The sequence below is a fragment of the Coxiella-like endosymbiont genome (assembly GCF_030643785.1).
Lineage (GTDB): Bacteria > Pseudomonadota > Gammaproteobacteria > Coxiellales > Coxiellaceae > Coxiella.
In genome coordinates this window covers 447,778-470,231 of sequence record NZ_CP094378.1, presented here as the reverse complement: position 1 = coordinate 470,231, position 22,454 = coordinate 447,778, and the positions used below count along the sequence as shown (strand labels likewise).

The window sequence follows — 22,454 nt, the reverse complement described above, 5'->3', positions numbered from 1 at the left end:
CACATTAGAAAGTCTTTTAGCTACGCTAGTGCGACCACTGGAAGTCATGGTAGGAAAAATCACTCCCTACATTATTGTTAGGATATATTCAAGTCTTTATTATTTTAGTAGCAGCACGCTATTTATTTGGCATTTCAGTGGAAGGAAGTATTATTCTATTGCTTCTCAGCACCCCTCCATTTATGGGAGGCAATTTATCGGTAGATCTTACATTTTATAGCATAGTCAAAAATTAATTAAAAACAATGCAATCTGCTTTTTTCTTTTTGTCCTAAATTTTATTGTTGGGTTTCATGTTTCCTTTTTCTAGAATGCCCAAGTGGGCTTAATGCCTTAAGCAAGTTTCACCGTTTACGCATTTTTTACGTATTACGCGGGAATTTTATTAAAAGAAAATACCTGGCCGGCAACAAATCGTTCCCAATTTATGGCCTATCGTACTTTTCGCGGTAGTAGTCTTAGCAATCGGACTTAAACGTTATCGCCAAAACACTCGATTAGCGTGGCTCTTTGCACATTTGCTCCCCCTCTAAGCTCAAAGCGATAAACAAAAACTATTGAATAAATAACTATTGAACAAATCTAGATTAGCAGCGATATTTCTGGCTAAAATTACACAGTCTCATCAAATCAGTTTTATTGAGGAACCCATGAAACCATCATTTCGTCGAGTTATCGTTTCTATGACTCTTGCTATTTTAGGGCTCACGCTATTTAATTTAACCGCTTGTACCCATAAACTGCCACCAGATGCAAATGAGTTGTGTAGTGGACTTGGGGGAATCTCCCATTAGCAGTTTCCAAGTAAATTAGAAAAAGAACTACGTCCTTCATTCCCTCCAAGCTATTTGGATGACATTTCCTGACTGTTTAGCATTTTCGTTAAATCCGATGTTGCTACTGTGATTGTCGGGGGCTTTTTAATAGGATGGGTATAACCAAAAGAGGCTTGAATAAAAGCGTATGATTGGTTCGATGAATATGCACTGGTTCCGAAGAATACCGCGTACGGTCACTTTTGTAGGATTTCCACTCTTAAATTATTAAATTATGAGATTAAAGTAACCTTCTGCATTGCTGGTCATAACGCCAGACTTATTTTTAGGATATTCAGAACCTCCCAGCATAAGCAAGGGGCAAAAATAAAATCAGAATCCTCAGAATGGAAAAACCGCGGTAATAATTCATATGAACACTTAATCTATTGATAAAATTGATCTCTGTTAAGAAATTCGAGGTATTTTCTTGTCAGAAGCTGCTATCCCAAATGTGAAATTCATTCTATTATGAATAAAATATTTGTTCAATAGATACCAGCTTTTCAAATTTGGTAGTTCGCGTCAGTGTATTAGTCAGTTAAGGCGGCATCTATCTCAAGCTAGGCTAAAAAAGCATTTGTCAAAATAGCCACTAATTCTTGAAGAGCCTGACCCCTATGGCTAATTATATTTTTTTCTTTGAAGTCTAGCTCAGCAGCAGTACAACGATGGGAAGGGATATAAAAAATGGGATCATAACCGAATCCATTTTTTCCCTTGGGTTCATAGGCAATTTCTCCTTCCCACACTCCATGGCAAATAAGAGGTGCCGGATCCGTTTCATTTTCTATTAAAGCTAAAATACAATGAAAACTCGCGCTACGATCAGGACTATCTGCGTTCTCTAGTTCTTTTAAAACTTTTTGCATTCGATCTGAATCGGTTGCATTATCACCCGCATATCGAGAAGAAAAGACCCCTGGCGCCGAATTCAAAGCAGTAATAATTAAGCCAGAATCATCAGCTAAAGCAGGGAGGCCTGAATACTTTGCTGCATGACGCGCCTTAATAATAGCATTTTCTACGAAGGTTGTTCCGGTTTCTTCTACCGAGGGAATATCCAATTTTGTCTGGGGAATAAATCGTATTTCAAGACTCTTTAATAAATCTTGTATTTCTACCAATTTTCCTTCATTTTGACTTGCTAAAACAATTTTCAACATAATTACAACTCTATAAAATAACTTAACCCTGAACAAGCCCTTTTATCGCTTTGACGATGTGGAACCTTGCGCATCTTCTGCCAAAGGTTCAAGCAACTCCTTTAGCTTTAGTAGGGGATGTCGTTAAAGATAATTTTTACATATTCTGGAGTATCTTCTCCCGGCTGGAGGGTGATTTTTCCACCCCATAGATCTATCAAATCGGCTCCAGTAATTAAACCAACCGCTTGCAATTTAGGATTGTCAATTGCTGTATTCCGGATCAAAAATCAGCTTGATGCTGCATCTGTAGCCATTAATAACTTGCCTCCTGAGATAAAATTTTTATTCGCTTTATCGTTGGCTCCACTTTATAGTTGAGTTCGACCATCATAAAATAACGAATGCTGAATGTAATTTTAAAGCACTGATTATAATTGCCAAAATAACTTCAAGCAAAGTTATTCCTTTTTTTATATACGAGTTATCACCTGCTTTCTAATCATATCGGCAACTGCCTTTACCCCATTGAGGATGAAAATTTAAGGAAGGAATTAACTGCAATTCCTTATCACCTAATTCTTTCCATTGAGCATTGGCCTGAATACTAACTTCTTCTAAAGTTTCCAAACAGTCTGCAACAAACGAGGGGTAAATGACAACTAATTTTTTAATTCTCTTTTTTGTTAATTCTACTAAATAATGATCAGTATAAGGGTGGTGTATCCACGCCGTTCGACCCCAGCCGCGACTGGAAAGCAACTCCATAATGGGTAGACCTTAAATTTAATTGGCTAGCGATCAAAGCAAATGAGACGTCATAAAATATTGAGCACGATAACAATTACTATTTAAAGTTGAAACAGATGGACATTCCTTCTGTCGATCACAGAAATCTAATGTGAAAAGACTCTTTAAATGTCTGTCAGGAAGACCATGTTAGCTAAATAAAAAATAATTTGCTTGAAAATTACGAGTATTTTCTCGAATTAGCGCAATTAAACTATTAATATAGTCTGATAGTCTGATATAATAGTCTAATATATAGTCTAATATAGTCTGGCTCGTCAAAAAACCGATCGATAACAGTGAAATTTTTATCTTTACTTTTAGTTTGCACCTTAAATAAAGCAGATTCTGTCGCCGATGAAGAAAATTATGGAAACAAGGATAAAACCACAATTTACCTGTAACCAGCAGCTTGCAATTTTTGCAAGGCCGGGGGTGTCAATAGAAGATTTGTCCATAGCGCATTCTTAAGGCTATGCAAAAATCCCCTCCTAAGTTTTTTGCCACCTCTTTGCAAAATGCTCGACTATGAATTAATAGCGGTGAACCACCTTGGGAAGTCCAAATCTTTCGATATAATTAGGCTGAATATTTCGGCCGGATCGGAAAAATAAAAAAATTCAAAATTAGCCAACGTAGGGGTTTTGGTAAATCGATCACTCATGGATCTGAGAGAAATTGTTTTAAATATCGTCGTACTGCCGATGAGGTGGAAGCATCGAGTGTGCCAAGATTAATTAATAAGACATCTATTTTTTCGCCAACTGGAGATTTCATTAATTCAAAATTATTTTTTCCAACGACCATTCTCGCCAAACCTGCCAAATCTTTATAATCCTTAACTACTTGATAACCCACATCTTGCATAAGAATACTAATTTTTTCGGACTGATCAAATCCATGCTCTAACAACAACCAACCTCCGGTTTTTAAGTATGTTTGCGTTTCTTCAATAATAATCCTAATTGCCGATAAGCCGTCTAGACCACCAGCTAAAGCTTCTCGAGGTTCATATTTTAATTGCTGAAGATGTTTATCTCCATCGGGAATATAAGGTGGGTTTCCTACAATAACGTGATAATCACGCTGAGGCAAAGCCTTACACCATTCACCCAAATATAAATTAATATTTTTTATTTTATAACACCTTATATTAGTTTTAGCTACTTTTAACGCTTTTGATGAATTATCAGTAGCATCAATTTGCCAATACGGCCGTTCCCAAGCAAGAGCTAAAGCAATTGCACCCGAGCCTGTTCCTAAATCAGCAATTCGAATTGCCTCATTTTCCGGGAACAGCTTTAAAATATGTTCCACAAGTATTTCCGTTTCGGGACGGGGAATAAGAACATCCGGCGTCACTGTCAAATTTAAAGACCAAAATTCTTTGTTCCCTACAATATAAGCGATTGGTTCACCAGCAAGATGACGCTCCCCATACTCCATTATTTGTTTCTGTTGTTTTTTAGTTAATAGTGTTTCGGAATAAGCAAACAATTCGGTACGCGATTTTTTTAGAACTTTACCTACGAGTATTTCGGCATCCAATTTAGCAGTTTCTGAACCCATTAATTGCTGCGCTATTTTATCTATCATCTCCTTAATTGAAACCATTTGATCGTCCATTTTCATCTCATTCCCCGCTTATAATTCAGCCAATTGTTTTGCTTGCAATTCGTGAATCAGAGGACCGATGACAGGATCTAAATCCCCTTCCATGACTTCATCGAGTTGGTACAGCGTTAAATTGATTCGATGATCGGTAACTCGCCCTTGTGGGAAATTATAAGTACGAATTCTTTCAGAACGGTCACCGCTACCAACCAGAAATTTTCGCTTGGTGGCTTGTTCTTGTTCTTGTTTCGACCGCTCTGCGGCTAATAATTTTGATTGCAATAGAGACATTGCGCGAGCTCTATTTTTATGCTGCGACCGCTCATCCTGACATTCCACCACCACCCCAGTAGGGATATGGATAATACGAATTGCTGAATCCGTTCGATTTACATGCTGTCCACCAGCGCCAGAAGCCCGAAAAGTATCAATGCGCAATTCAGCGGAATTAATCTTGATTTTGTCAATCTCTTCCACCTCGGGCATCACCGCCACTGTACAAGCAGAGGTATGAATCCGCCCCTGCGATTCTGTCAATGGAACTCGTTGAACCCGATGAGCCCCCGACTCGAATTTTAATTGAGAATTAACCCCTTCGCCAACAATTCGAGCAATTACTTCCTTAAATCCACCGTGTTCGCCTTCATGAGCGGATACGATGGTCATATGCCATTCTTTCTTTTCCGCGTAGCGCGCATACATACGAAACAAATCTCCCGCAAAAATTGCTGCTTCGTTCCCGCCCGTTCCTGCACGGATTTCGAGAAAAATATTTTTCTCGTCATTAGGATCTTTAGGAATTAAGAGAATTTTTAATTGATCTTCTAATTTATCTTGTTTAATAATTAATTGCTCTAACTCTTCTTCAGCCAATTTTTTTAACTCAGGATCTTTTTCGGCAATCATTTCTTGGGCCGATTCAATAGCCTCATTATTTTTTTCATAAGCTTGGAAACATTTTACAATAGGTTCTAATTGTGCATACTCTTTTCCTAATTCTCGATAGCGATTTTGATTGCTCATCACGCTGGGATCGCTCAGTAATCCGCCAATCTCACTATAGCGAAAGCTTAGAATTTTTAGTTTTTTAAGGAGAGAAGTTTTCATCATGGAATTTAAATATCAAACAATTCTTTTGCGGACAACAATAATTGCATATGTTTTTCATAAGCAGCTTGACGCAATTTTACTGTCGGTTGATGGAGTATTTTATTCGTTAAATTGTGCGCCATATAAGTGATCGCCGCTTCAGGATTTCCTGTCCATCACCAAGTCGTTCACGAAATTGACGAATTACCTCGCCGGCCTTTTGAACCTGTAATTGGCGCATGTAGTGCATGGCTTGGCATTTCTGTCATCGATTCTGCTTGACACGCTTGCTGAAAGTCGGTTCTGCCAAATTATAAAGATACACATCTTCCAGCTCTCCTACTTCCCAGTTTGATATCCCGGGGCACAGCCCCAAAGCTGCGATAAAAATAGGTGGTCGGTGTTTACGTTGGCGCAAAGCTCTTTCAACTTCTCCCCTTTCCTATTAAAGGGAGTTCACTAGCGGTAGCACTGATAACAATGTCCGTACTTTCCGTACAAGCAGGAATATCACTTATGCAAAGCACCTGAGCTTGGTAAGCGTCCGACAATCGTTGAGCCTGCGGCCAAGGTTCGATTGGCAATAAAACAGCATACCTCCTGCCTTTGCAGATGCGAACAAAGCAACTCAATTTGTTTCACCAACACCAATTAACAATACTTAGCAATCCGCGATTCGAGAAAAAATTCGCTTAGCTAATTGCACCACTACGTACGCTAAAGAAACCCGGGGTTGGCTTCATCCCATTCCCGTTTGATTACGGATGCGCTTACTCGCAGCAAAAACAGCAAAAAAATAAGTGCTTTAATTCTGGGCCTACCGCACACCTTCCTGACAGGAAACTCCGTAAGCTTGTTTCATCTGAAAGCTTGTTTCATCTGACCAAATATCTGCGGGACTTCCTTCCACACAATCATGGAATCCAAACTACTATCGACCCGAATAAGATGCTTAACCACTTCTAAATCTCGATAACTGTAGCAAACGGATACTATATCGGTATTTGCTAATTGGGATTGATTGGTTCGATAACTATTTAAGGATAGTGGTAATCCTCCTCTGCCGCGGTATAAATTTCAGTGCGATTACACGTAGATAAGTAAATAATAGGATGACCTCATTGACTGCCTTACGCGTCAATAAACTGCGAAGATCCGAGGATATCAAATTAGCATTGAATACTAGCTTTTCTCGAATCTCTAACAAAGCCGATCTATGATTAACACCATATACTCACTAAGAACGTCACTAACTATTAAATGTCTCCTCTCTTGGAGTAAATGTTTCCTCTCTTTGAGGGGATTTAGGTAACAAAACTCCCCTTCGGCTGAAAAATAATACCATAGGAAAGAGCTGTCTTTATAGCCCTTTAGATTTCAAAGCAAAGCTGTTTATCTTAGAGAGTTTGATCCGCAGAGATAGTTTCTCGCATACGCTCAATGCTTATTCCAGCACCATCGGCATCATCAAACACCGACAATTTTATAATACTCAACCGAAGCCAATGTATGGGAAATTGAGAAAAAAGAAAATCGGCACAACGATTCGCCAACGTTTCGACTAAGTTAAATCGTCGATTGCTAAAAAATTCAATTAAGCTACTTCGGACCCTTGCATAATCAATAGTGGAATTAAGATCATCGGACCTACAGGCTTGTTTGCTGTCGATACCCAAAACAACATCGAGAGCAATTCTCTGCGACGAGGTTTTTTCGTGTGGCAAAACACCAACCTGGGCAGATATTTTGAGGTTACGAATAAAAAGTTTATCCACCGGACTGTTTTTCTCGGATCTCTTCAAAAGTCTTACAGTCTATGCACTTACTCGCAGTAGGACGTGCTTCTAAGCGTCGAATACCAATTTCTGCACCGCAATCTTCACAATACCCGTACTCACCTTCTTCAATTGAATCTAAGGATTGCTCAATTTTTTTAATAAGCTTGCGTTCACGATCGCGGGTTCGTAGTTCTAAATTAAACCCTTCTTCCTGGCTAGCACGATCTAACGGATCAGCATAGACGTTCGCTTCTTCCTTTAAATGACCCACTGTAGAATCGACCTCTTCCATAAGTTGTTTTTTCCATTGAAGCAGAATTTTACGGAAATGATGTTTTTGCTTTTCATTCATATATTCTTCACCCTTTTTTAACTTATAAGGTAAAAAATCTACAACTGCAGTCTTCATTTTCGTAGTAGTTGCTTTTGGTACTGCCATTGCCACCTCCTCCAAGGGCCTTAAAAGTTCACACATTCTATACCAAACCGTAAAACACACAAGCTAATTTTTGTTCGAAAATTGGTTGCCGGAATTCTTAATATTCAATTAAGGATACTATAGCAAGCTAATCCGACCACTCACCACAAAAAACGGTGGCTGTTGGACCTGTCATGATGACCGGAGTTAAAGGACCTTGCCAATCAACGATAAGGCTTCCGCCGGGCTGATTAACAACAACACGTTCCTGTAACAAACCTGAGCGCCGACCTACCGCCACTGCTGCACAAGCGCCGCTACCAGAAGCTAGGGTTTCTCCGGCGCCGCGTTCATATACCCGCAAGCGAATGTTTTGTGCATTAATAACTTGCATGAACCCCACGTTCGTACCTTCCGGAAAACACTCGTGAATGCTTAATTGGGGACTGAGCTTCGATACTTGTAGCGCATCGATAGTATTTACTGGAATTATCGCATGTGGATTTCCAATATTGACTACACCTAATTTTATCTTTTGATTATCGATTTCCAGGTCATAAAAATTGGCAGTTTTAGGTGCTATAAAGGGAATGTTAGCAGGATCGAATCGAGGAACCCCCATTTTAACTGAGACTTTATCGTCTGATTGGATTTTGAGTTCCAAAATATCCTTCAGGGTAGAAACCCGCAATTCATCTCGCTCTGTAAGTTGATTGGCACGAATATATCGAGCAATACAACGAGCACCGTTTCCACACTGACTTACCTCGCTTCCGTCCGCATTAAAAATACAGAAATGAAAATCAACGGTAGGGTCTTTAGGAGGTTCAATAACTAATAATTGATCAAACCCCACCCCTAAGCGACGATTTGCCATTTTTTGGATTTGAGAAGTCGTCATTTGAAAAGGCTGTTTCGTAGCATCGATCACCACAAAATCATTGCCCAATCCATGCATCTTTGTGAAATTAATTTTCATCGTATTAGCGATTCCCTACGAATGTGGGACTTAGTCGATTTTGGCTATCTTTCGACTGTTGGGTTGAGTCAGTTTTTTGTGGTAAATATAAAGGCCCTCGAGCTCCGCAACCAGTGAGGATTAAAGAAGCACAAATAAGGATGATTTTTTTCATAATTGAAATAATATATAATATATATTAGTAATTAGTAAATGGATATGAATAATTCTTTGGAAAGCATTACGATGGAAAGCATTACGATACCTCCCACTAAAGCGGCCGTAGGCAGTGTGATTTGGTTGCACGGGTTAGGCGCTGATGGGCATGATTTTTCTGATATTATACCCCAGTTAGCCTTGCCACAAGATCTTCACCTTCGTTTTATATTTCCCCACGCTCCTATAAGACCAATCACAATAAATGCCATGATGCAAATGCGCGCTTGGTATGACATTTATAGTCTCGTTGATCTCACACGTGAAGACGAAGAAGGTATAGCTCAGACCCAACGATCCATTAATCATTTAATTGAAAAAGAAGTTACTGAGGGTATTCCAAGTCATCGTATCGTTCTCGCTGGGTTTTCTCAAGGTGGCGCGATGGCTCTTTATACTAGCCTTCGGTATTCAAAACCACTCGCGGGTGTCATTGCTCTATCGACTTATCTTCCTCTCGCGGACCAATTGGCAGCAGAAGTGAGTGATGTTATTAATCAACAAATACCCATTTTTATCGCTCATGGGGACTCAGATCCCGTTCTTCCTCTCACTTTAGGAAAACAAACTTTCCAACTCTTGAATCAACTAGGTTATCCTGTAGAATGGCATGAGTATCCGATCGGTCATCAGGTATGTTATGAGGAAATCAAAGCAATTGGAAAATGGCTAACCAATCGCTTTTCTTAATCGTTCTAATTCTCCTGTAAGTTTCTACATTGAACCATTTCCCCTGATAGAGAGTTCTCCGCTAGCGGCCCTGTCGAGAAATAGCCTCAGTAAATAATTGAGAGGGGGATCGCGTTGGCAATTAGCAAATAATTTCGGATTGGAGCTTAGCAATATTCGCATAGGTCAGCTTAGGTACATCAAAAACAACTTTGCCTTCTGGCGTCAATGCATAATCCCCTTCCGGAGGGTAATCGGGATTTTCTAAAAAAAGATGCACTTCCGCCTTAGAATTTAGGAAGTTTTAATCCAATGAAAAATCACACCAGATATCGGCACTTACGACAATAAACGGTTCGTTTCCTAATAATGGTAAGGCTTGAAAAAAATACCACGGCCTGTTCCTAAAGGATTTGGTTCATAAGGGTAATAAATTGTTACTCCGTAACGTTCGCCATTACCTAAGCAATCCATAATTTTATTAGCATGATGAAAAATATTAATGACCACTTCGTGAATATTCGCCACGCTTAACATTTTCAAATTATGTTCTATTAACCTCTCAGTACCAACAGATAATAAAGGCTTAGGAATACTATTTGTTAAAGGTTTCAACCGAGAATCGTGGCCCGCTGCTAATGCCAATATCATTGCTTATATTAATCTCTCTTTATCTAGGACTGATGATGCCTCTCGTCAATTCAATCTAACCACTGCTTCTGAAACAAGGGCTTTAGTTCTTTCAACTCGGAATAGCGTCCGCACACGATTTCCGCATACCGTATCACTCTTGGAATATATTGCAAATAATTTGGTTTCTGATCTCGTTCATTCAATAGAGCAAAAAGGCCAATTAAATGCCGTTGTAAACCGATCCAATCAAACAAGCGCAAAAATTGTTCTGGATTTCGATCTTTTAATACCCCTTCTTCGCAGACTTGACGATGAAACTGTAATACCCATCGCTCAACTTGCTCGGGCCGGCCAATCGATATAACAATCTCCTAAATAAAAAGAGTAAATTATAAGTTACAGGCCCCAAACGCGCATCCTAAAAATCTAAAATTCTCGGCTGATGCTGGTCCGGCCATAACCATTAAATTATACGCGAAATGGTAATCCCGATGTACACATACTTGGAGCTGCGATAAATCAAACCCAATTAACAATTAAAAAAATAGTTGCTAAAATATTTTTTTCTTTTAAAAAGAATGAAGACAATGAAGTTTTTAAATATCTTTTAAAATATATTTTTTAAAATACCAATCGGGAAACAACCTCATTTCACGGGAATAAAGATCAGAACGTATACTGATGCAAAGAAAAATTTTCTGTTTCTCGACAAGATTGAATAAATAGTAAATCATCAAAAATACGTTGATATTTAAGTTATTCGCCGTTTCGGTATTAAGAGCATCCACATACAATTCACCTCCAAAATGTGTTAATAACAAAAAACCCTTTCTTTATTGTTACTATAAATTCGAGCAACATTTAAACCTAATTTTTCAAATGACTTGGCAATTGCAAACGAAGGATTCACAAGATTCCTTTTTAAGTGGCGCATCTATGATTGTATGATTATATAAGTCGCCTTGAGGATAATACCACTCAAAAATAACGACGAAAACTTATATCGCCTGCTAAAAGGGAAATTCGCTGGAATAGGTATTCCCATATGTTTATTCAACCATGCACAGAGGTCTTGAAATCGTTTGTCAGGAACACTTTCTGCCATAATCACACTCATTTCACTATTAACCATGGTCAAATGGTATTTAAGAGGTTACCATTCTCCAACAACTTTAAAATTAGAAAGAAATTCTTACAGTGAAGTTAAGAAATTTATTTATTTTAGTTTTTTTATTCTAACTTTGCTTTTTTTTCGGCAACTTGGTGTTGCTGTAACAGCAAGCAAAGCTACTAAAATTTCTTCATCAAAACAACTTCTCATTTCTGAAACCTTACCGGAAGGCTGGTCTCGCTATGGCTTCCAACAACACATTGCAAATATCCTCGGATGGATTCCTACTGAGGGAATCTGCCTTTTTTGTCACGGTTATTTTGAAGAACCCCTGATAGTAAGCGAATTTCCACACCCCGCTGCAGTGAAAAAAGAGCCCACCATAATTACAGCTAGAGGTTCTTCCACTGTAACAGCTAAGGGAATATCTATTTTTCAGAAAGACGTGGTTGTTACTCAGCCAGGTCGTATTGTCAATGCTGATAAAGCCTATATATATCGAGACGAAAAAACTAGCCGGGTTAACAAAATTGTTCTCGTTGGGCATGTTCGTTTGCGCGAAGCCGGTAAATTAATTGTTGCGGATAAAGGGAAATTAACACTTTACCCCAAGACAGCGGTCTTAAAAAATTTGGCCTATCGAAGCTATAATGATAAATCTTATATTCCGCAATTTAATTATCCCTTCAATGCTTGGGGAACAGCAAAACAGGCAACCCGAGATGCATCCCAAGTAATGACCTTACGGCAAGCTACCTACAGCACTTGCGATCCCACTAGCCCTGCGTGGTGGCTTAGTGCCACGACATTAGTGTTAAATAAACAGACACACCAAGGAGAAGCCTACAACGCGTTATTGCGGTTTTATGGTTTTCCTGTTTTTTATTTTCCTTACTATAACTTTCCTATCGATAATTATCGAAAGACGGGATTTTTAACTCCTCGCATTGGTCTTAGCGTTAGTGCAGGCGGGATTTTTTCTCTTCCTTTTTACTGGAACATGGCACCCAACTATGACCTTACCTTAACGCCTCAACTTATGACCAAGCGCGGTCTCAATATGTACGCAATTTTTCGCTTTTTAAGCGCCATAAGTAGCGGCGACATGTATGTGAGCTATCTCCCTGACGATACAGTCTTCCAGCAGTTTCGGGAAGAAACTTTAAGCAAATTTTCTAATCCTTATTATGCTAACAATCCCAGCTATGCGCCCTATCTTGATCAATTAAAAAATATGAAAAATCAGCGCGGCCTTTTTTCAATGAACGAGCATACGGCTTTTAACTTCGAATGGTCATCCAATATTATTTTAAATTACGTTACAGACCCTTATTTTTTCCAGGATTTAGGTGGCCAAATGAATGCAAATTCCCTCTCTAATCAACTTTTAAATCAAATTGATTTGCAGTACAGCAGATTACATTGGCACTTTAATGGCATGCTTCAAGCCTATCAGACACTCCATCTAATTTCACAAATTTCGGCCCCTGCGCTTGATCAATACGCTCGGCTGCCTGACTTCAATGTTGATGGATATTATCCGGATATTACGCCACACATGGACTTTAATTTTAATGCGGAAGCAATCAATTTCAGTTATCAAAGCGATTTCACACTTGATAAACCCATCGGGCAACGTTTCCATATGCGACCCAGTTTAAGCTTTCCTTTTTATTTTGCATCTGGCTATATCACTCCTCAGATATGGGTTGATGCAACAGCCTATAATGTCGAACATTTTCAACCCGGTCAGATACAAACTGCCGGTCGCTTATTGCCCATTTTTGATATTGATTCGGGGCTTTACTTCAATCGAGATTTTAGTTCCTGGGGACGCAACCTTACCCAAACGCTTGAGCCTCGTTTCTTTTATTTGTATGTCTCTTATCAAAATCAAGATAAATTACCTAATTTTGATACCGTCTTATTACCTTTTGCTTTTGAGCAATTATTTGGATTGAATCAATATACTGGCGACGATCGTCTGCAAAATGCTAATCAAGTAAGCTTTGGGCTTACCTCTCGTATTTTTGATAGCATTACCGGAGCTCCACTCCTAACCGCCAATCTCGGTTTCATGTATTTAATTGAAAATCAACGTGTTTGCCTTCCTGCAGGATGCACACCTCTTAATTTTCATTTCTCACCCATTGTCGGCGAACTCGTTTATTATCCTTTTCTTCACTGGTCCCTAACCACCAACATGGCATGGAATCCTAACCTTCGCCAAACCAATAACTCTTCTACAGTAATAAGCTATGCTAATGAAAGACGTAAAGTCAGCCTAGGCTATATTTTCGTGCATGGTAACGGTCAATCTATTGTAGGCCCCAGTATCATTAGCCTGCCCAGCAGTATTTATAGCACTAACACCAGTGTCAGTTATCTTTCTGTACAGTGGCCTCTTTCTGCCCGATGGTCTGCCAGGACCTATTGGGGCTACGATTTCACTCGTCATCATACCGACGTCGCCGCTGTTGGTGTACAATACAACACGTGTTGCTGGGCACTGAATTTTATTACACGCCGAACTTATACAGGCTTAATCGTTGACCCAGTTAGCGGCCTTAAAAATAGTTACGATACGACCTATTTTATTCAGCTCGAGTTGAAAGGGCTGGGTGATTTTGGAAACGCTCCTATTGTAGGACAATCGTTATTTAACACGATATATGATCTTCCCAATGATATGAGGTAAATGATGTTTAAAACAATAATCCGTTTAATGGCAATATCTCTGCTTGCGATAAGTACTACCAGCATGGCACAACAATCCCCCCCTTCCTGAACTTAACGCTACGCAGGAGGAACCGCTAGATCAAATTGCTGCGGTAGTCAATAACGAAATTATTACTCAAAGTGAATTCAATCACGCCTTAGCCGGCGCAAAACAACAACTTACTCAGCATCACATTCCTATGCCCGATGAAAAAGTATTTCGAAAACACGTGATAGATCAATTGATTTATCAAAAATTGCAATTACAGTTGTCTAAACGAAATAAAATCAAAGCCAGCGACGAAGAAATAAATGCAATCATCTCTAGAATAGCAGCTCAAAATCAGCTATCTCAATCGGCTCTCAAAGAAAAACTTAATCAACAAGGTATTTCTTATCGGGAATTTCGTAACCAAATACGCAAACAATTGCTCATTTCCAAATTGCAACAGCAAATGATGGCGAATAATATCACTATTAGCAAATCGGACCTCGTAACTTTTCAAAAACAACATCCAGCACGAATTGCTTCTGCTCGTTATCATGTGGCTACCATATTAATTCGGGTGCCGGAGGGTGCTACTCAAGCTCAAATCAATCATGCAAAGGGCAAAGCCTTTTTAGTTTTAAAACAACTTCGTAAAGGATTAAGTTTTGAATCTACCATGTCTGCTCACCCAGGCAGTAGCGATCTTGGATGGCGGTCAAGTAGTGATCTTCCTCAAGTCTTTGTGAACCCCATCAGCAAAATGAAACCTAACGATGTAGTGGGGCCGATACAAGCTCCCAATGGATTCCATCTCATTAAATTACTAGGTAAAGAAAATCAAGATAGGGCTAATAATCAGCAAAATCAACAGGCCGTTTGTCAACAAAAATTTGAAAAAGCCTTGCAACAATGGTTGGAGCAATTGCGTCGTTCCTCTTACGTTCGTATTTACATTAATTCCTGATGACCCCTATCGTTATTACACCTGGAGAACCTGCAGGAATTGGGCCGGATATTGTAATCCAGCTGGCGAAACATAAGCTTTCAATACCTCTTGTTGTCATTGCCGATCACACTTTATTGATGGAAAGAGCAAAAGTACTTGGTCTTGAAATTCCCAATAATTTGACAATACATCATATTCCGTTGATAGTTCGATCTATAATAGGAAAACCGACTCCCGCTAATGCGCAATATGTTTTAGAAACACTTCGGGTTGCTGCGGAGGGTTGTTTAAATGGAAATTACAAAGCTCTAGTAACAGGGCCGGTAAGCAAAACAGTCATAAATGATGCCGGTATTCCTTTTACTGGTCACACCGAATGGTTAGCGGCGCATGCAAAGGTGGAACAAACTGTAATGCTCTTTGTAGCAGATGCCTTAAAAGTAGCTTTATATACGACGCATGTTCCATTATCTCAAGTTTCTGCTTTAATTGAAAAATTACCCTTAGAAAAATGTATTCGCCTTCTGCACGCAGGTCTTAAAAAATATTTTTCAATTAAAAAACCTACTATTACTCTCTGTGGAGTAAACCCTCATGCAGGCGAGCATGGACATTTAGGAAAAGAGGAATTATCAACAATTATTCCTGTTGTTAAAGCTCTTAACCAAGAGGGTTTCTCACTTATAGGTCCCATCCCGGCCGACACTGCATTTACACCTCGGACAATTGAAAGTTGCGATGCTATTTTAGCAATGTATCATGATCAAGGATTAGGACCAATTAAAGCTTTAAAATTCGGCTCTGTTGTAAACATGACATTGGGTTTGCCTTATGTACGTACTTCTGTAGACCATGGAACCGCATTTGACCTCGCAGGAACCGGATTGGCCTATGAAAAAAGCTTAATTACAGCAATTAAATTAGCAGCAAAGAACGCATGAACGGATTTCATCTGCCACGTAAGCGTTTTGGTCAACATTTTCTTAAAGATCCCATTATTTTGCAGAAAATCATTTCCGCTATTCATCCTCAAAAAAAAGACACAATAATAGAAATTGGACCCGGTCAAGGTGCCTTAACCGATTTTTTAATCAACGAATACGCTAAATTAATTCTGGTGGAAATCGATCGAGATCTAGCAGTTTCGTTACAAAATAAATACGCTCTCTTAGAAAACTTGAAGATTTATCAATTGGATGCATTACAATTTGATCTCTCAACCTTAGAAACCGAAAATAACTCACTCCGTATTGTAGGTAATTTACCCTACAACATTTCGACCCCATTACTTTTCCATTTATTTGCTCAAATAGAGTTTATTGAAGATATGCATTTTATGCTTCAAAAAGAAGTTGTGTTGCGATTAACGGCTCCGGTAGGAAGTCCTAATTATAGTCGCTTAAGTCTCATGACTCGGTTTTTTTGTGATAATACTTTGTTGTTTAACGTTCCTCCTAACGCTTTTACTCCTCCTCCCAAGGTAGAATCAGCTTTTGTACGCTTGATTCCCCGAAAAACGGCAACCGAAACTATAAAGGATTTGAACCAATTCAGCGCAGTTGTCAAAGAGGCATTTACTTACCGCCGAAAAACAATCTCCAATGCGCTTAAGAAATTAATACCCAATGAAAAATGGAAATGGCATATAATAGGTATTAATTTTCAATCACGCCCACAAGAACTAACGGTAGAGGATTTTGTTAAAATTAGTAATTCACTCCAGGACAGCTAGATAGCTGAATGATAAGGAATCTCCTCTATAAACTATAAAACATATACTGGCCCGACATCGACCTTTCCCATCGCAGCAAACAAGTAATGCGACGTGCAGCGGAAATTTTCTGAACGGAGTCAAGTTACGTTGAACGTCGTCCACGTAATTGAACATTCGACAGCTGCTTATGGTGATAAATTTTCTATCCCAACCCAATTAATATCGATCTTGAACAAACTATTGAAGCCCAAGCCCCCAAAGCTCTGGCAGAATTTTGTAAGGAAGTTAACATTCTGCCTGAAAGGCAATATACCCTTTCGGGTATTTTAAAACACACCGTAATGGAACTTGCTGAAAAATTAAATATTGATCTTATTTATTGCAGGAACTCATGGACATCATGATATCGATAAATTATTAAGGCTCTCGGGCTAATGCCATTCTCCATGTAGCTAAATGTGTGACGTTCTTGTTGTTCGTTCTAAACGAATAGCATTAAATTTTTTAAGTAGTAAAGAGAAGGCTAGCTTAAAAATAGATGATTTATTTCTAATTTTCACGTATTACGTATTATACGGTGCGATAGTTAACGGATATGGAATTATAGAGAATTTTATAGGGCAACTATCGCTTCAATTATCTGTCTTTGTTCCTTTTTCTTTATTTCACCTATTCTTTTAACTTCAATTCATTTCATCTAACTAAAAAAGGAGCTTGAAAAGGAGCTTGAAAATGAAAAAATTAATTTTATCGAGTATTATTGCTTTTGCTCTCAGCATCTTGTTATTTTCCGGGATAGCTTTTTACCAACCCCTTTAACTAACTAATAAAAAATTCTCTGAATTTAAGTCAAGGAAAATGCAAAACCCCAAGTAATCCTAGTTTTTGCAAGTGTTTCACTCATCAGTTGATATTAGGTATCAGTCTCGAGGTGTAGGTAATTGCAGCCTCAACATATCAAACGATGCGTTTACAAGCCATGCTTAATGAAGGCTGTTCTTATGAGCAGATATGCCAGAAATATGGATCACCAGTAGGGGAACCCCCGCAGAATGTTCCACCGATTTAAAAGTATTGGCATAAATATTTCAGTACATGCTCTTCTCAACCCAGTTAAAAAAATGGAAGTCCCAGCGAGTTTTTAAAAATTGCTGGACTTTTTTGTGATTAACGATAGAATTAACGATAGATAATAATATGCAAAAAATTAGCTGTTTTAGTAGCTGTTTTAGTTAGCCTTTCAACTTCCTTAATAAATAGGACTGCAAGAACTGCAAGAACTACAGTTGCTAATCATTCCAAATTTAACGATTTTCCTTCTCTCTAGCATGCTCATCACTTCTACTTGGATGTTAGCCTAGATTACGGGAGTACCAATTGGAGCCAATTGGTCGCCGAAGGAACAAAAGATGACATGGTAATGATTACCACTTCAGCACCAATTGCTGCCGGTGATCGGGGTTTCTTAATATGGTTTCATTTGATTATGAAATTCGGTACATTCTGGTTTTGAACTTAATTATACCCGTTTTTCTAATACCACGGTTTATTTCGAAGATAGTAACATTTATAACTTCCGTTACGGCCTTACATCTCCCATGCGATCTTTCACTTACACATATAATTTTGTTGGAAAATTTATGGTTTGAAAAATTCATGGTTCAGTTAGGGCACTCCTGCTTTCGTGCGTTCGCCAATGCAGGAGGCGCCGCGTTATTCATTGTCATGATTCGTTAGTGGACACATCTCTCCTACCTTCGGTATTAGCATCAATCAGGTATTTATGGAACGCTTAATGGCTGGAACTCCAGTATTATGCTTGGTATGGTAAGCTGTTTTTATTCCCGCCGTCAATTTATGTCCCCTTTTTATATGCATTGACATTGAAAATAGCTTACCGATTTTAGGGAACTATTTCCAACGCTCCGATTTTTTATTGCGTTGAAGATCCCTTTCTCGTACCCTACTATAAATAAATAGACCTTATATATAAATAAATAGACCTTATAGACAATAGACCTTATAGACCTTATGGGCTAATTTCATGAATGATAAGTCGCTTGAAAACACATTGATTAAAGCTATTCTTAAAGATCGTCGCTCGGAGCAACGATGGCGAAATATTCGCTTCGCAGGCTGGATGTTTATTTTGTTACTCCTAATTATCTTAATTTTTGCTCCCTCAACTTCGGAATTAGAAGCCAGAAAAAGCGACACTCCCTATGTTTCCCTAATGCGCTTAAATGGACCAATTATGTCGAATACCTCTTTTTCAGTCTATCAAATTCTGCCTAATTTAGTGAACGCGTTTTCTGATAAAAACTCCAAAGGGGTTATTTTGGTAATCAATTCCCCCGGAGGTAGTCCTGTTCAAGCTTCCATCATCCATGACAAAATTCTTGAATTAAAAAAAGAATACCATAAAAAGGTTGTGGTCCTAGGAGAAGATGAACTTGCTTCGGGTGCTTACCTAGTATCTACGGCGGCCGATAAAATCTACGTTAATAACGACACTCTTACCGGCTCAATTGGCGTAATTATGGGAGGATTCGGATTTGTAGATACCTTAAAGAAAGTGGGAATGACGAGACGCTTGTTTACAGCAGGCACTCATAAAGATCGTTTGGATCCCTTTGAACCTTTAGATTCTCAAGATGTTATTAAAGTCAAAATGGTACTTGAACAAGTTCATCAAAATTTTATTAATACAGTTATTGCTGGTCGAGGAAGTCGATTACGGGGGAGTCGTGAGGAACTATTTTCAGGTGATTTTTGGACGGGCAAAGAAGCCACGCAACTGGGAATTGTCGATGGTACCGCCAACCTATGGACTGTGCTTAATCAGGAATTTGGGGTAAAGCATTATCGTGATTACACTGTCAAAATTCCTTTTTTTCAAGCTCTATTCCACAACACGGCCACACAACTTTATTTTCATATAACGAACGAAATTTCACCAATTCGCGAAGAAATTTATTAGCGTAAAGACGAATGAGTACGTATATTATTGGCGACGTGCAGGGATGCTACCGCGAATTAAAGGAATTATTAGCTCTAATCCAGTTTGATCCTTCTCAGGATCGATTAGGCTTTGTGGGCGATCTGGTTAATCGCGGTCCTCATTCCCTTAAAGTATTGCGTTTTATCAAATCTCTTTCTTCGCCATTAATAGTTCTTGGAAATCACGATTTATTTTTATTAATTCTAGGCTACGAGCTTATGTTTGAAGATTCTTATGAACATACCCTGCACAGCATCTTGCGCGCCCCTGATAAAATGGAACTCTTAGAATGGTTACGAGGTCGCCCCTTAGTTCATTACGAAAAAAATCATCATGCTCTTTTAGTGCACGCCGGACTTCCTCCACAATGGTCTATCGAGGAAAATCTCGAGCGCGCCAATGAAGTATCGCTTACTTTACAAGGACCTTATTTTAAAGAATTTTTAAAGAATTTATTTGGAGATGAACCCTTCCAATGGGATGATGACCTTAAAGGACAGGAACGACTCCGATACATCACCAATGCATTCACGCGGATGCGTTTTTGCGACGAAAAGGGGGAGCTGGATTTAAAAGCAAGCGGTAAGACAAGCATAAATAGAGAACAATTCCAACCGTGGTTCGATTGGCGCCATCCTGAAAAAGAAAGAATTGATATCTTATTCGGCCATTGGGCTGCACTTAATGGCCAATGCAATGCACCCTACTGTCACGCATTGGATACTGGCTGTACATGGGGTCACCAACTTACCGCATTAAACCTTGAAACCAAAAAACGTTTTGCCGTTCCTTGTCGTTCTTCGCTTCGGATGTAATGCTACCATTGATAATAAAACGGGCTGGAATTATTATATACCCAATTAGGGCACATCAAAGACACATCAAAAGGACACATCTCAAAATGAATGTAGTTACCTCTACCAAGCTCAGAGCACAACTTAAAGAAATTCTGGATCTTTCTGCTAATCAACATGAGCCCATCATTATTAAACGATCCAAAAAAAGAAATTAATGGATAATGTGATGGATGATTGATGCTAATTACTTTTACTGCCAAGTCTGGGAAGATTATTTATATTGGCAGAAACTTGATAAAAAAATCCTTCGGCAAACAAATGAACTCTTTAAAGAAACTCTACGTGAGCCCTTTTCAGGAAAGGAAAAACCGGAATCTTTTAAATTTGAACTGCAAGGATATTGATCAAGAAGACTAGACCAAGAGAATCGATTAATTTACAAAATCTTAGATGATTCATTAATTATTATTTCTCTAAGATTTCATTACAATTAAAATTTATCCCGTTATTTTTCAGTGATTCTCATTTTTCGCCTTAATTCCAAAAAGCTAAAGGCATACAGATTATTTTCATTCGGTCCATGCTTTATTTTAGAGACCACGATCCATTTGTCAGCATTCCACAATGGAAAATAGATGTCACCCTCAAACGAATGCTCGATAATTGTTAGAATCATTTTATGAGCTTTGGGTAACGTTTCTTTGAAAAGACGTCCGCCGCCAATAATCATAACCTCAGACTCATCCGCCAAAGCATTTAAGGCCTCATCAACTGAAGAAAAAATTTTACATCCTTCAATTCTCAAACTTGGCTGTCGGGAAATCACAATATTGTGGCGGAGAGGTAAGGGTTTTTCGATGCTTTCAAAAGTTTTCCGGCCCATAATAATGGGTTTTCCGAGAGTAACCGATTTAAAATGAGCTAAATCAGCAGGTAAATGCCAAGGCAACTGATTTCGCTGACCGATAAGGCGGTTTTTGTCCATGGCAGCAACGAGAGTGATAAGCACTATTCTTGACCTATTTTCCGTAAAATTTCACACCAATTTCAATTTGTGATCGCCCATTTTTAAGCCGCCAACGATTTGTATCACGCAAAGAATACACATAACCTCAATATTCCTGTTGATAAAATTGTTCTTATTTGGAAATTTCAATCATTCGCTGCAAACCGCCCTCTTTACTCCAATTGAATGTCCAGTAGATAATGTCAGGATATTTAGCGGCTGCACGAACGCCGCAATCATTTATTTGCTCTATATTTTTCGATCGAGAAATGCCTAACGTGCTTGATATCACCTTAAAATTATTTTCATACGCATAAAGTGCCCTTTGTTCAAATCGCATGTCAAAACACATCGTGCATCGTATCCCCACCCTCCGGCTAATATTCTATGCCTTTTGGCTCTCGCCATCCAATTCTCTTGGTCATAATCTGCGTCAACAAAAGAAATCTCCAATTTTTCAGCGAAACGAATATTTCCTCATTTCGAATAGGATACTATTTTTCTGAATGAATATTAGGATTATAAAAAAAGATTTTAAAATCAATACCCGATTCAGAAAACCGGTCGATAATCGCTCCCGCACAAGGTGCACAGCACAAGAATGCACAACAATAATTTATTGGTACTGTTGGGCAACTTAAACTCGTTCTACATTACATTCCACCATTCACTGATTTGATTTTAATTTCACCTATTGAAGTTGATGTCAACCGAAACTTCTCATTTCATTGAATAGCAGGAAAGAACCCGTTCGTAATAGATCAGGCACAATCACTTTCTGCAATCGCTTCCTGCAGAAGTGTGGAGTTTGTTGGCAGATCATGTTTCAACTAACAGCTTGATATACTCAAGATTGATCAGCAGTATATTCCCTCTTGGGAGAAGAAAACGGTGAAAGTTACAAAAAACAAAATATGCATTCGCGTATACATTTGCGCCACCGTATCCGATAAAGTACAAGGCGTTTTTTCCGCGACAAACTACCCGCCAAAAAAGCAGAAAAGTTGGAGCTAACTAGCTGGGAAAAACCTTTCTAATAAAAGAGATG

The 22,454-nt window shown here is 38.8% G+C and carries 27 protein-coding genes and 2 pseudogenes; 11 read left to right on the top strand and 18 right to left on the bottom strand.

Going from position 1 to position 22,454, the window contains the following annotated elements; genetic code table 11:
• The first annotated feature begins 74 nt into the window (after nucleotides 1–74).
• Both MRH55_RS02435 and MRH55_RS02430 read left to right on the top strand, forming a co-directional pair.
• Complete coding sequence (locus tag MRH55_RS02435) at nucleotides 75–236, top strand: hypothetical protein (protein ID WP_304985877.1); 162 nt, start codon at nucleotides 75–77, stop codon at nucleotides 234–236.
• A 336-nt stretch (nucleotides 237–572) separates the two neighbouring features.
• Entirely contained in the window at nucleotides 573–794 is a 222-nt protein-coding gene (locus MRH55_RS02430; protein WP_304985876.1) for a hypothetical protein, read from the top strand.
• A 584-nt stretch (nucleotides 795–1,378) separates the two neighbouring features.
• On the opposite strand, the gene rdgB is transcribed toward MRH55_RS02430, so the two are convergent.
• The 6 genes and pseudogenes from rdgB to MRH55_RS02400 form a co-directional block, all read right to left on the bottom strand.
• Nucleotides 1,379–1,981, bottom strand: coding sequence for an RdgB/HAM1 family non-canonical purine NTP pyrophosphatase (rdgB, locus tag MRH55_RS02425; protein WP_304985875.1), 603 nt, complete (start codon nucleotides 1,979–1,981; stop codon nucleotides 1,379–1,381).
• 107 nt (nucleotides 1,982–2,088) lie between these two features.
• On the bottom strand, nucleotides 2,089–2,247 hold the full coding sequence (locus tag MRH55_RS02420; protein WP_304985874.1) for a hypothetical protein: 159 nt from the start codon (nucleotides 2,245–2,247) through the stop codon (nucleotides 2,089–2,091).
• Between the two features lie 211 nt (nucleotides 2,248–2,458).
• Nucleotides 2,459–2,728 carry a ferrochelatase gene (locus MRH55_RS02415; protein WP_304985873.1) on the bottom strand — a complete coding sequence of 90 codons (270 nt, stop codon included), beginning with the start codon at nucleotides 2,726–2,728 and terminating at the stop codon, nucleotides 2,459–2,461.
• 813 nt (nucleotides 2,729–3,541) lie between these two features.
• Nucleotides 3,542–4,363, bottom strand: a pseudogene (gene prmC / locus MRH55_RS02410) (peptide chain release factor N(5)-glutamine methyltransferase); the annotation flags it as partial.
• Between the two features lie 30 nt (nucleotides 4,364–4,393).
• Nucleotides 4,394–5,470, bottom strand: coding sequence for a peptide chain release factor 1 (gene prfA / locus MRH55_RS02405; RefSeq protein ID WP_304986092.1), 1,077 nt, complete (start codon nucleotides 5,468–5,470; stop codon nucleotides 4,394–4,396).
• 8 nt (nucleotides 5,471–5,478) lie between these two features.
• Nucleotides 5,479–5,595, bottom strand: a complete 117-nt coding sequence (locus MRH55_RS02400; protein WP_304985872.1) for a glutamyl-tRNA reductase — start codon at nucleotides 5,593–5,595, stop codon at nucleotides 5,479–5,481.
• Between the two features lie 4 nt (nucleotides 5,596–5,599).
• Here MRH55_RS02400 and MRH55_RS02395 point away from each other — a divergent pair, with 4 nt between their 5' ends.
• Nucleotides 5,600–5,734 (top strand): hypothetical protein, encoded by a 135-nt coding sequence (locus tag MRH55_RS02395; protein ID WP_304985871.1) that lies wholly within the window; start codon nucleotides 5,600–5,602, stop codon nucleotides 5,732–5,734.
• A gap of 143 nt (nucleotides 5,735–5,877) precedes the next feature.
• Here the strand turns inward: MRH55_RS02395 and MRH55_RS02390 are convergent, their stop codons facing one another.
• From MRH55_RS02390 to lptM, 6 genes are all read right to left on the bottom strand, one after another.
• The gene (locus MRH55_RS02390; RefSeq protein WP_304985870.1) at nucleotides 5,878–6,036 is read right to left on the bottom strand and encodes a hypothetical protein; all 159 of its coding nucleotides are present in this window, start codon (nucleotides 6,034–6,036) and stop codon (nucleotides 5,878–5,880) included.
• 274 nt (nucleotides 6,037–6,310) lie between these two features.
• A complete protein-coding gene (locus MRH55_RS02385) occupies nucleotides 6,311–6,448 on the bottom strand; it encodes a hypothetical protein (protein WP_369421480.1) in 138 nt (45 codons plus the stop codon).
• A 401-nt stretch (nucleotides 6,449–6,849) separates the two neighbouring features.
• A complete protein-coding gene (locus tag MRH55_RS02375; protein ID WP_304985868.1) occupies nucleotides 6,850–7,176 on the bottom strand; it encodes a dihydroneopterin aldolase in 327 nt (108 codons plus the stop codon).
• 43 nt (nucleotides 7,177–7,219) lie between these two features.
• Nucleotides 7,220–7,669, bottom strand: coding sequence for an RNA polymerase-binding protein DksA (gene dksA / locus MRH55_RS02370; protein WP_304985867.1), 450 nt, complete (start codon nucleotides 7,667–7,669; stop codon nucleotides 7,220–7,222).
• 127 nt (nucleotides 7,670–7,796) lie between these two features.
• Nucleotides 7,797–8,627, bottom strand: coding sequence for a diaminopimelate epimerase (dapF, locus tag MRH55_RS02365; protein WP_304985866.1), 831 nt, complete (start codon nucleotides 8,625–8,627; stop codon nucleotides 7,797–7,799).
• 4 nt (nucleotides 8,628–8,631) lie between these two features.
• Nucleotides 8,632–8,781: an LPS translocon maturation chaperone LptM gene (lptM, locus tag MRH55_RS02360; protein WP_304985865.1), complete on the bottom strand. Its 150-nt coding sequence runs from the start codon at nucleotides 8,779–8,781 to the stop codon at nucleotides 8,632–8,634.
• A 38-nt stretch (nucleotides 8,782–8,819) separates the two neighbouring features.
• Between lptM and MRH55_RS02355 the strand changes: the two genes are divergently transcribed.
• Entirely contained in the window at nucleotides 8,820–9,512 is a 693-nt protein-coding gene (locus MRH55_RS02355; RefSeq protein ID WP_304985864.1) for an alpha/beta hydrolase, read from the top strand.
• A gap of 121 nt (nucleotides 9,513–9,633) precedes the next feature.
• Here the strand turns inward: MRH55_RS02355 and MRH55_RS02350 are convergent, their stop codons facing one another.
• From MRH55_RS02350 to MRH55_RS02340, 3 genes are all read right to left on the bottom strand, one after another.
• Nucleotides 9,634–9,771, bottom strand: coding sequence for a hypothetical protein (locus tag MRH55_RS02350; RefSeq protein ID WP_304985863.1), 138 nt, complete (start codon nucleotides 9,769–9,771; stop codon nucleotides 9,634–9,636).
• 83 nt (nucleotides 9,772–9,854) lie between these two features.
• Nucleotides 9,855–10,142 carry a nucleotidyltransferase family protein gene (locus MRH55_RS02345; protein ID WP_304985862.1) on the bottom strand — a complete coding sequence of 96 codons (288 nt, stop codon included), beginning with the start codon at nucleotides 10,140–10,142 and terminating at the stop codon, nucleotides 9,855–9,857.
• A 578-nt stretch (nucleotides 10,143–10,720) separates the two neighbouring features.
• Entirely contained in the window at nucleotides 10,721–10,945 is a 225-nt protein-coding gene (locus MRH55_RS02340) for a hypothetical protein (protein WP_304985861.1), read from the bottom strand.
• Nucleotides 10,946–11,206: 261 nt separating this feature from the next.
• Between MRH55_RS02340 and MRH55_RS02335 the strand changes: the two genes are divergently transcribed.
• The 7 genes and pseudogenes from MRH55_RS02335 (at nucleotide 11,207) to MRH55_RS02305 (ending at nucleotide 20,894) form a co-directional block, all read left to right on the top strand.
• Complete coding sequence (locus tag MRH55_RS02335) at nucleotides 11,207–13,933, top strand: LPS-assembly protein LptD (protein WP_304985860.1); 2,727 nt, start codon at nucleotides 11,207–11,209, stop codon at nucleotides 13,931–13,933.
• Between the two features lie 124 nt (nucleotides 13,934–14,057).
• Nucleotides 14,058–14,906, top strand: coding sequence for a SurA N-terminal domain-containing protein (locus tag MRH55_RS02330; protein WP_369421478.1), 849 nt, complete (start codon nucleotides 14,058–14,060; stop codon nucleotides 14,904–14,906).
• Nucleotides 14,906–15,829: a 4-hydroxythreonine-4-phosphate dehydrogenase PdxA gene (gene pdxA / locus MRH55_RS02325; RefSeq protein WP_304985859.1), complete on the top strand. Its 924-nt coding sequence runs from the start codon at nucleotides 14,906–14,908 to the stop codon at nucleotides 15,827–15,829. The genes MRH55_RS02330 and pdxA overlap by 1 nt, the downstream gene beginning before the upstream one ends.
• Nucleotides 15,826–16,620, top strand: coding sequence for a 16S rRNA (adenine(1518)-N(6)/adenine(1519)-N(6))-dimethyltransferase RsmA (gene rsmA / locus MRH55_RS02320; protein ID WP_304985858.1), 795 nt, complete (start codon nucleotides 15,826–15,828; stop codon nucleotides 16,618–16,620). Before pdxA ends, rsmA begins: the two co-directional genes overlap by 4 nt.
• Nucleotides 16,621–18,646: 2,026 nt before the next feature.
• Nucleotides 18,647–19,582, top strand: a complete 936-nt coding sequence (locus MRH55_RS02315; protein WP_304985857.1) for a S49 family peptidase — start codon at nucleotides 18,647–18,649, stop codon at nucleotides 19,580–19,582.
• Between the two features lie 11 nt (nucleotides 19,583–19,593).
• Nucleotides 19,594–20,418, top strand: a complete 825-nt coding sequence (locus tag MRH55_RS02310) for a symmetrical bis(5'-nucleosyl)-tetraphosphatase (protein WP_304985856.1) — start codon at nucleotides 19,594–19,596, stop codon at nucleotides 20,416–20,418.
• A gap of 212 nt (nucleotides 20,419–20,630) precedes the next feature.
• A pseudogene (locus tag MRH55_RS02305) lies at nucleotides 20,631–20,894 on the top strand (Txe/YoeB family addiction module toxin).
• Nucleotides 20,895–20,905: 11 nt separating this feature from the next.
• On the opposite strand, the gene MRH55_RS02300 reads toward MRH55_RS02305, so the two are convergent.
• The 3 genes from MRH55_RS02300 to MRH55_RS08005 form a co-directional block, all read right to left on the bottom strand.
• Entirely contained in the window at nucleotides 20,906–21,409 is a 504-nt protein-coding gene (locus MRH55_RS02300; protein ID WP_304985855.1) for a dihydrofolate reductase, read from the bottom strand.
• A 130-nt stretch (nucleotides 21,410–21,539) separates the two neighbouring features.
• Nucleotides 21,540–21,758: an epoxyqueuosine reductase QueH gene (locus MRH55_RS08010; RefSeq protein ID WP_439647887.1), complete on the bottom strand. Its 219-nt coding sequence runs from the start codon at nucleotides 21,756–21,758 to the stop codon at nucleotides 21,540–21,542.
• 142 nt (nucleotides 21,759–21,900) lie between these two features.
• A complete protein-coding gene (locus MRH55_RS08005; RefSeq protein WP_439647886.1) occupies nucleotides 21,901–22,005 on the bottom strand; it encodes an epoxyqueuosine reductase QueH in 105 nt (34 codons plus the stop codon).
• Nucleotides 22,006–22,454: the final 449 nt, after the last annotated feature.

Coding starts and splice junctions, on each gene's coding strand:
- rdgB (WP_304985875.1), bottom strand. CDS start 1,981: ATGTTGAAAATTGTTTTAGCAAGTCAAAATGAAGGAAAATTGGTAGAA.
- MRH55_RS02415 (WP_304985873.1), bottom strand. CDS start 2,728: ATGGAGTTGCTTTCCAGTCGCGGCTGGGGTCGAACGGCGTGGATACAC.
- prfA (WP_304986092.1), bottom strand. CDS start 5,470: ATGAAAACTTCTCTCCTTAAAAAACTAAAAATTCTAAGCTTTCGCTAT.
- MRH55_RS02400 (WP_304985872.1), bottom strand. CDS start 5,595: ATGGCGCACAATTTAACGAATAAAATACTCCATCAACCGACAGTAAAA.
- dksA (WP_304985867.1), bottom strand. CDS start 7,669: ATGGCAGTACCAAAAGCAACTACTACGAAAATGAAGACTGCAGTTGTA.
- dapF (WP_304985866.1), bottom strand. CDS start 8,627: ATGAAAATTAATTTCACAAAGATGCATGGATTGGGCAATGATTTTGTG.
- lptM (WP_304985865.1), bottom strand. CDS start 8,781: ATGAAAAAAATCATCCTTATTTGTGCTTCTTTAATCCTCACTGGTTGC.
- MRH55_RS02355 (WP_304985864.1), top strand. CDS start 8,820: ATGGATATGAATAATTCTTTGGAAAGCATTACGATGGAAAGCATTACG.
- MRH55_RS02345 (WP_304985862.1), bottom strand. CDS start 10,142: ATGATATTGGCATTAGCAGCGGGCCACGATTCTCGGTTGAAACCTTTA.
- pdxA (WP_304985859.1), top strand. CDS start 14,906: ATGACCCCTATCGTTATTACACCTGGAGAACCTGCAGGAATTGGGCCG.
- rsmA (WP_304985858.1), top strand. CDS start 15,826: ATGAACGGATTTCATCTGCCACGTAAGCGTTTTGGTCAACATTTTCTT.
- MRH55_RS02315 (WP_304985857.1), top strand. CDS start 18,647: ATGAATGATAAGTCGCTTGAAAACACATTGATTAAAGCTATTCTTAAA.
- MRH55_RS02310 (WP_304985856.1), top strand. CDS start 19,594: ATGAGTACGTATATTATTGGCGACGTGCAGGGATGCTACCGCGAATTA.
- MRH55_RS08010 (WP_439647887.1), bottom strand. CDS start 21,758: ATGTGTTTTGACATGCGATTTGAACAAAGGGCACTTTATGCGTATGAA.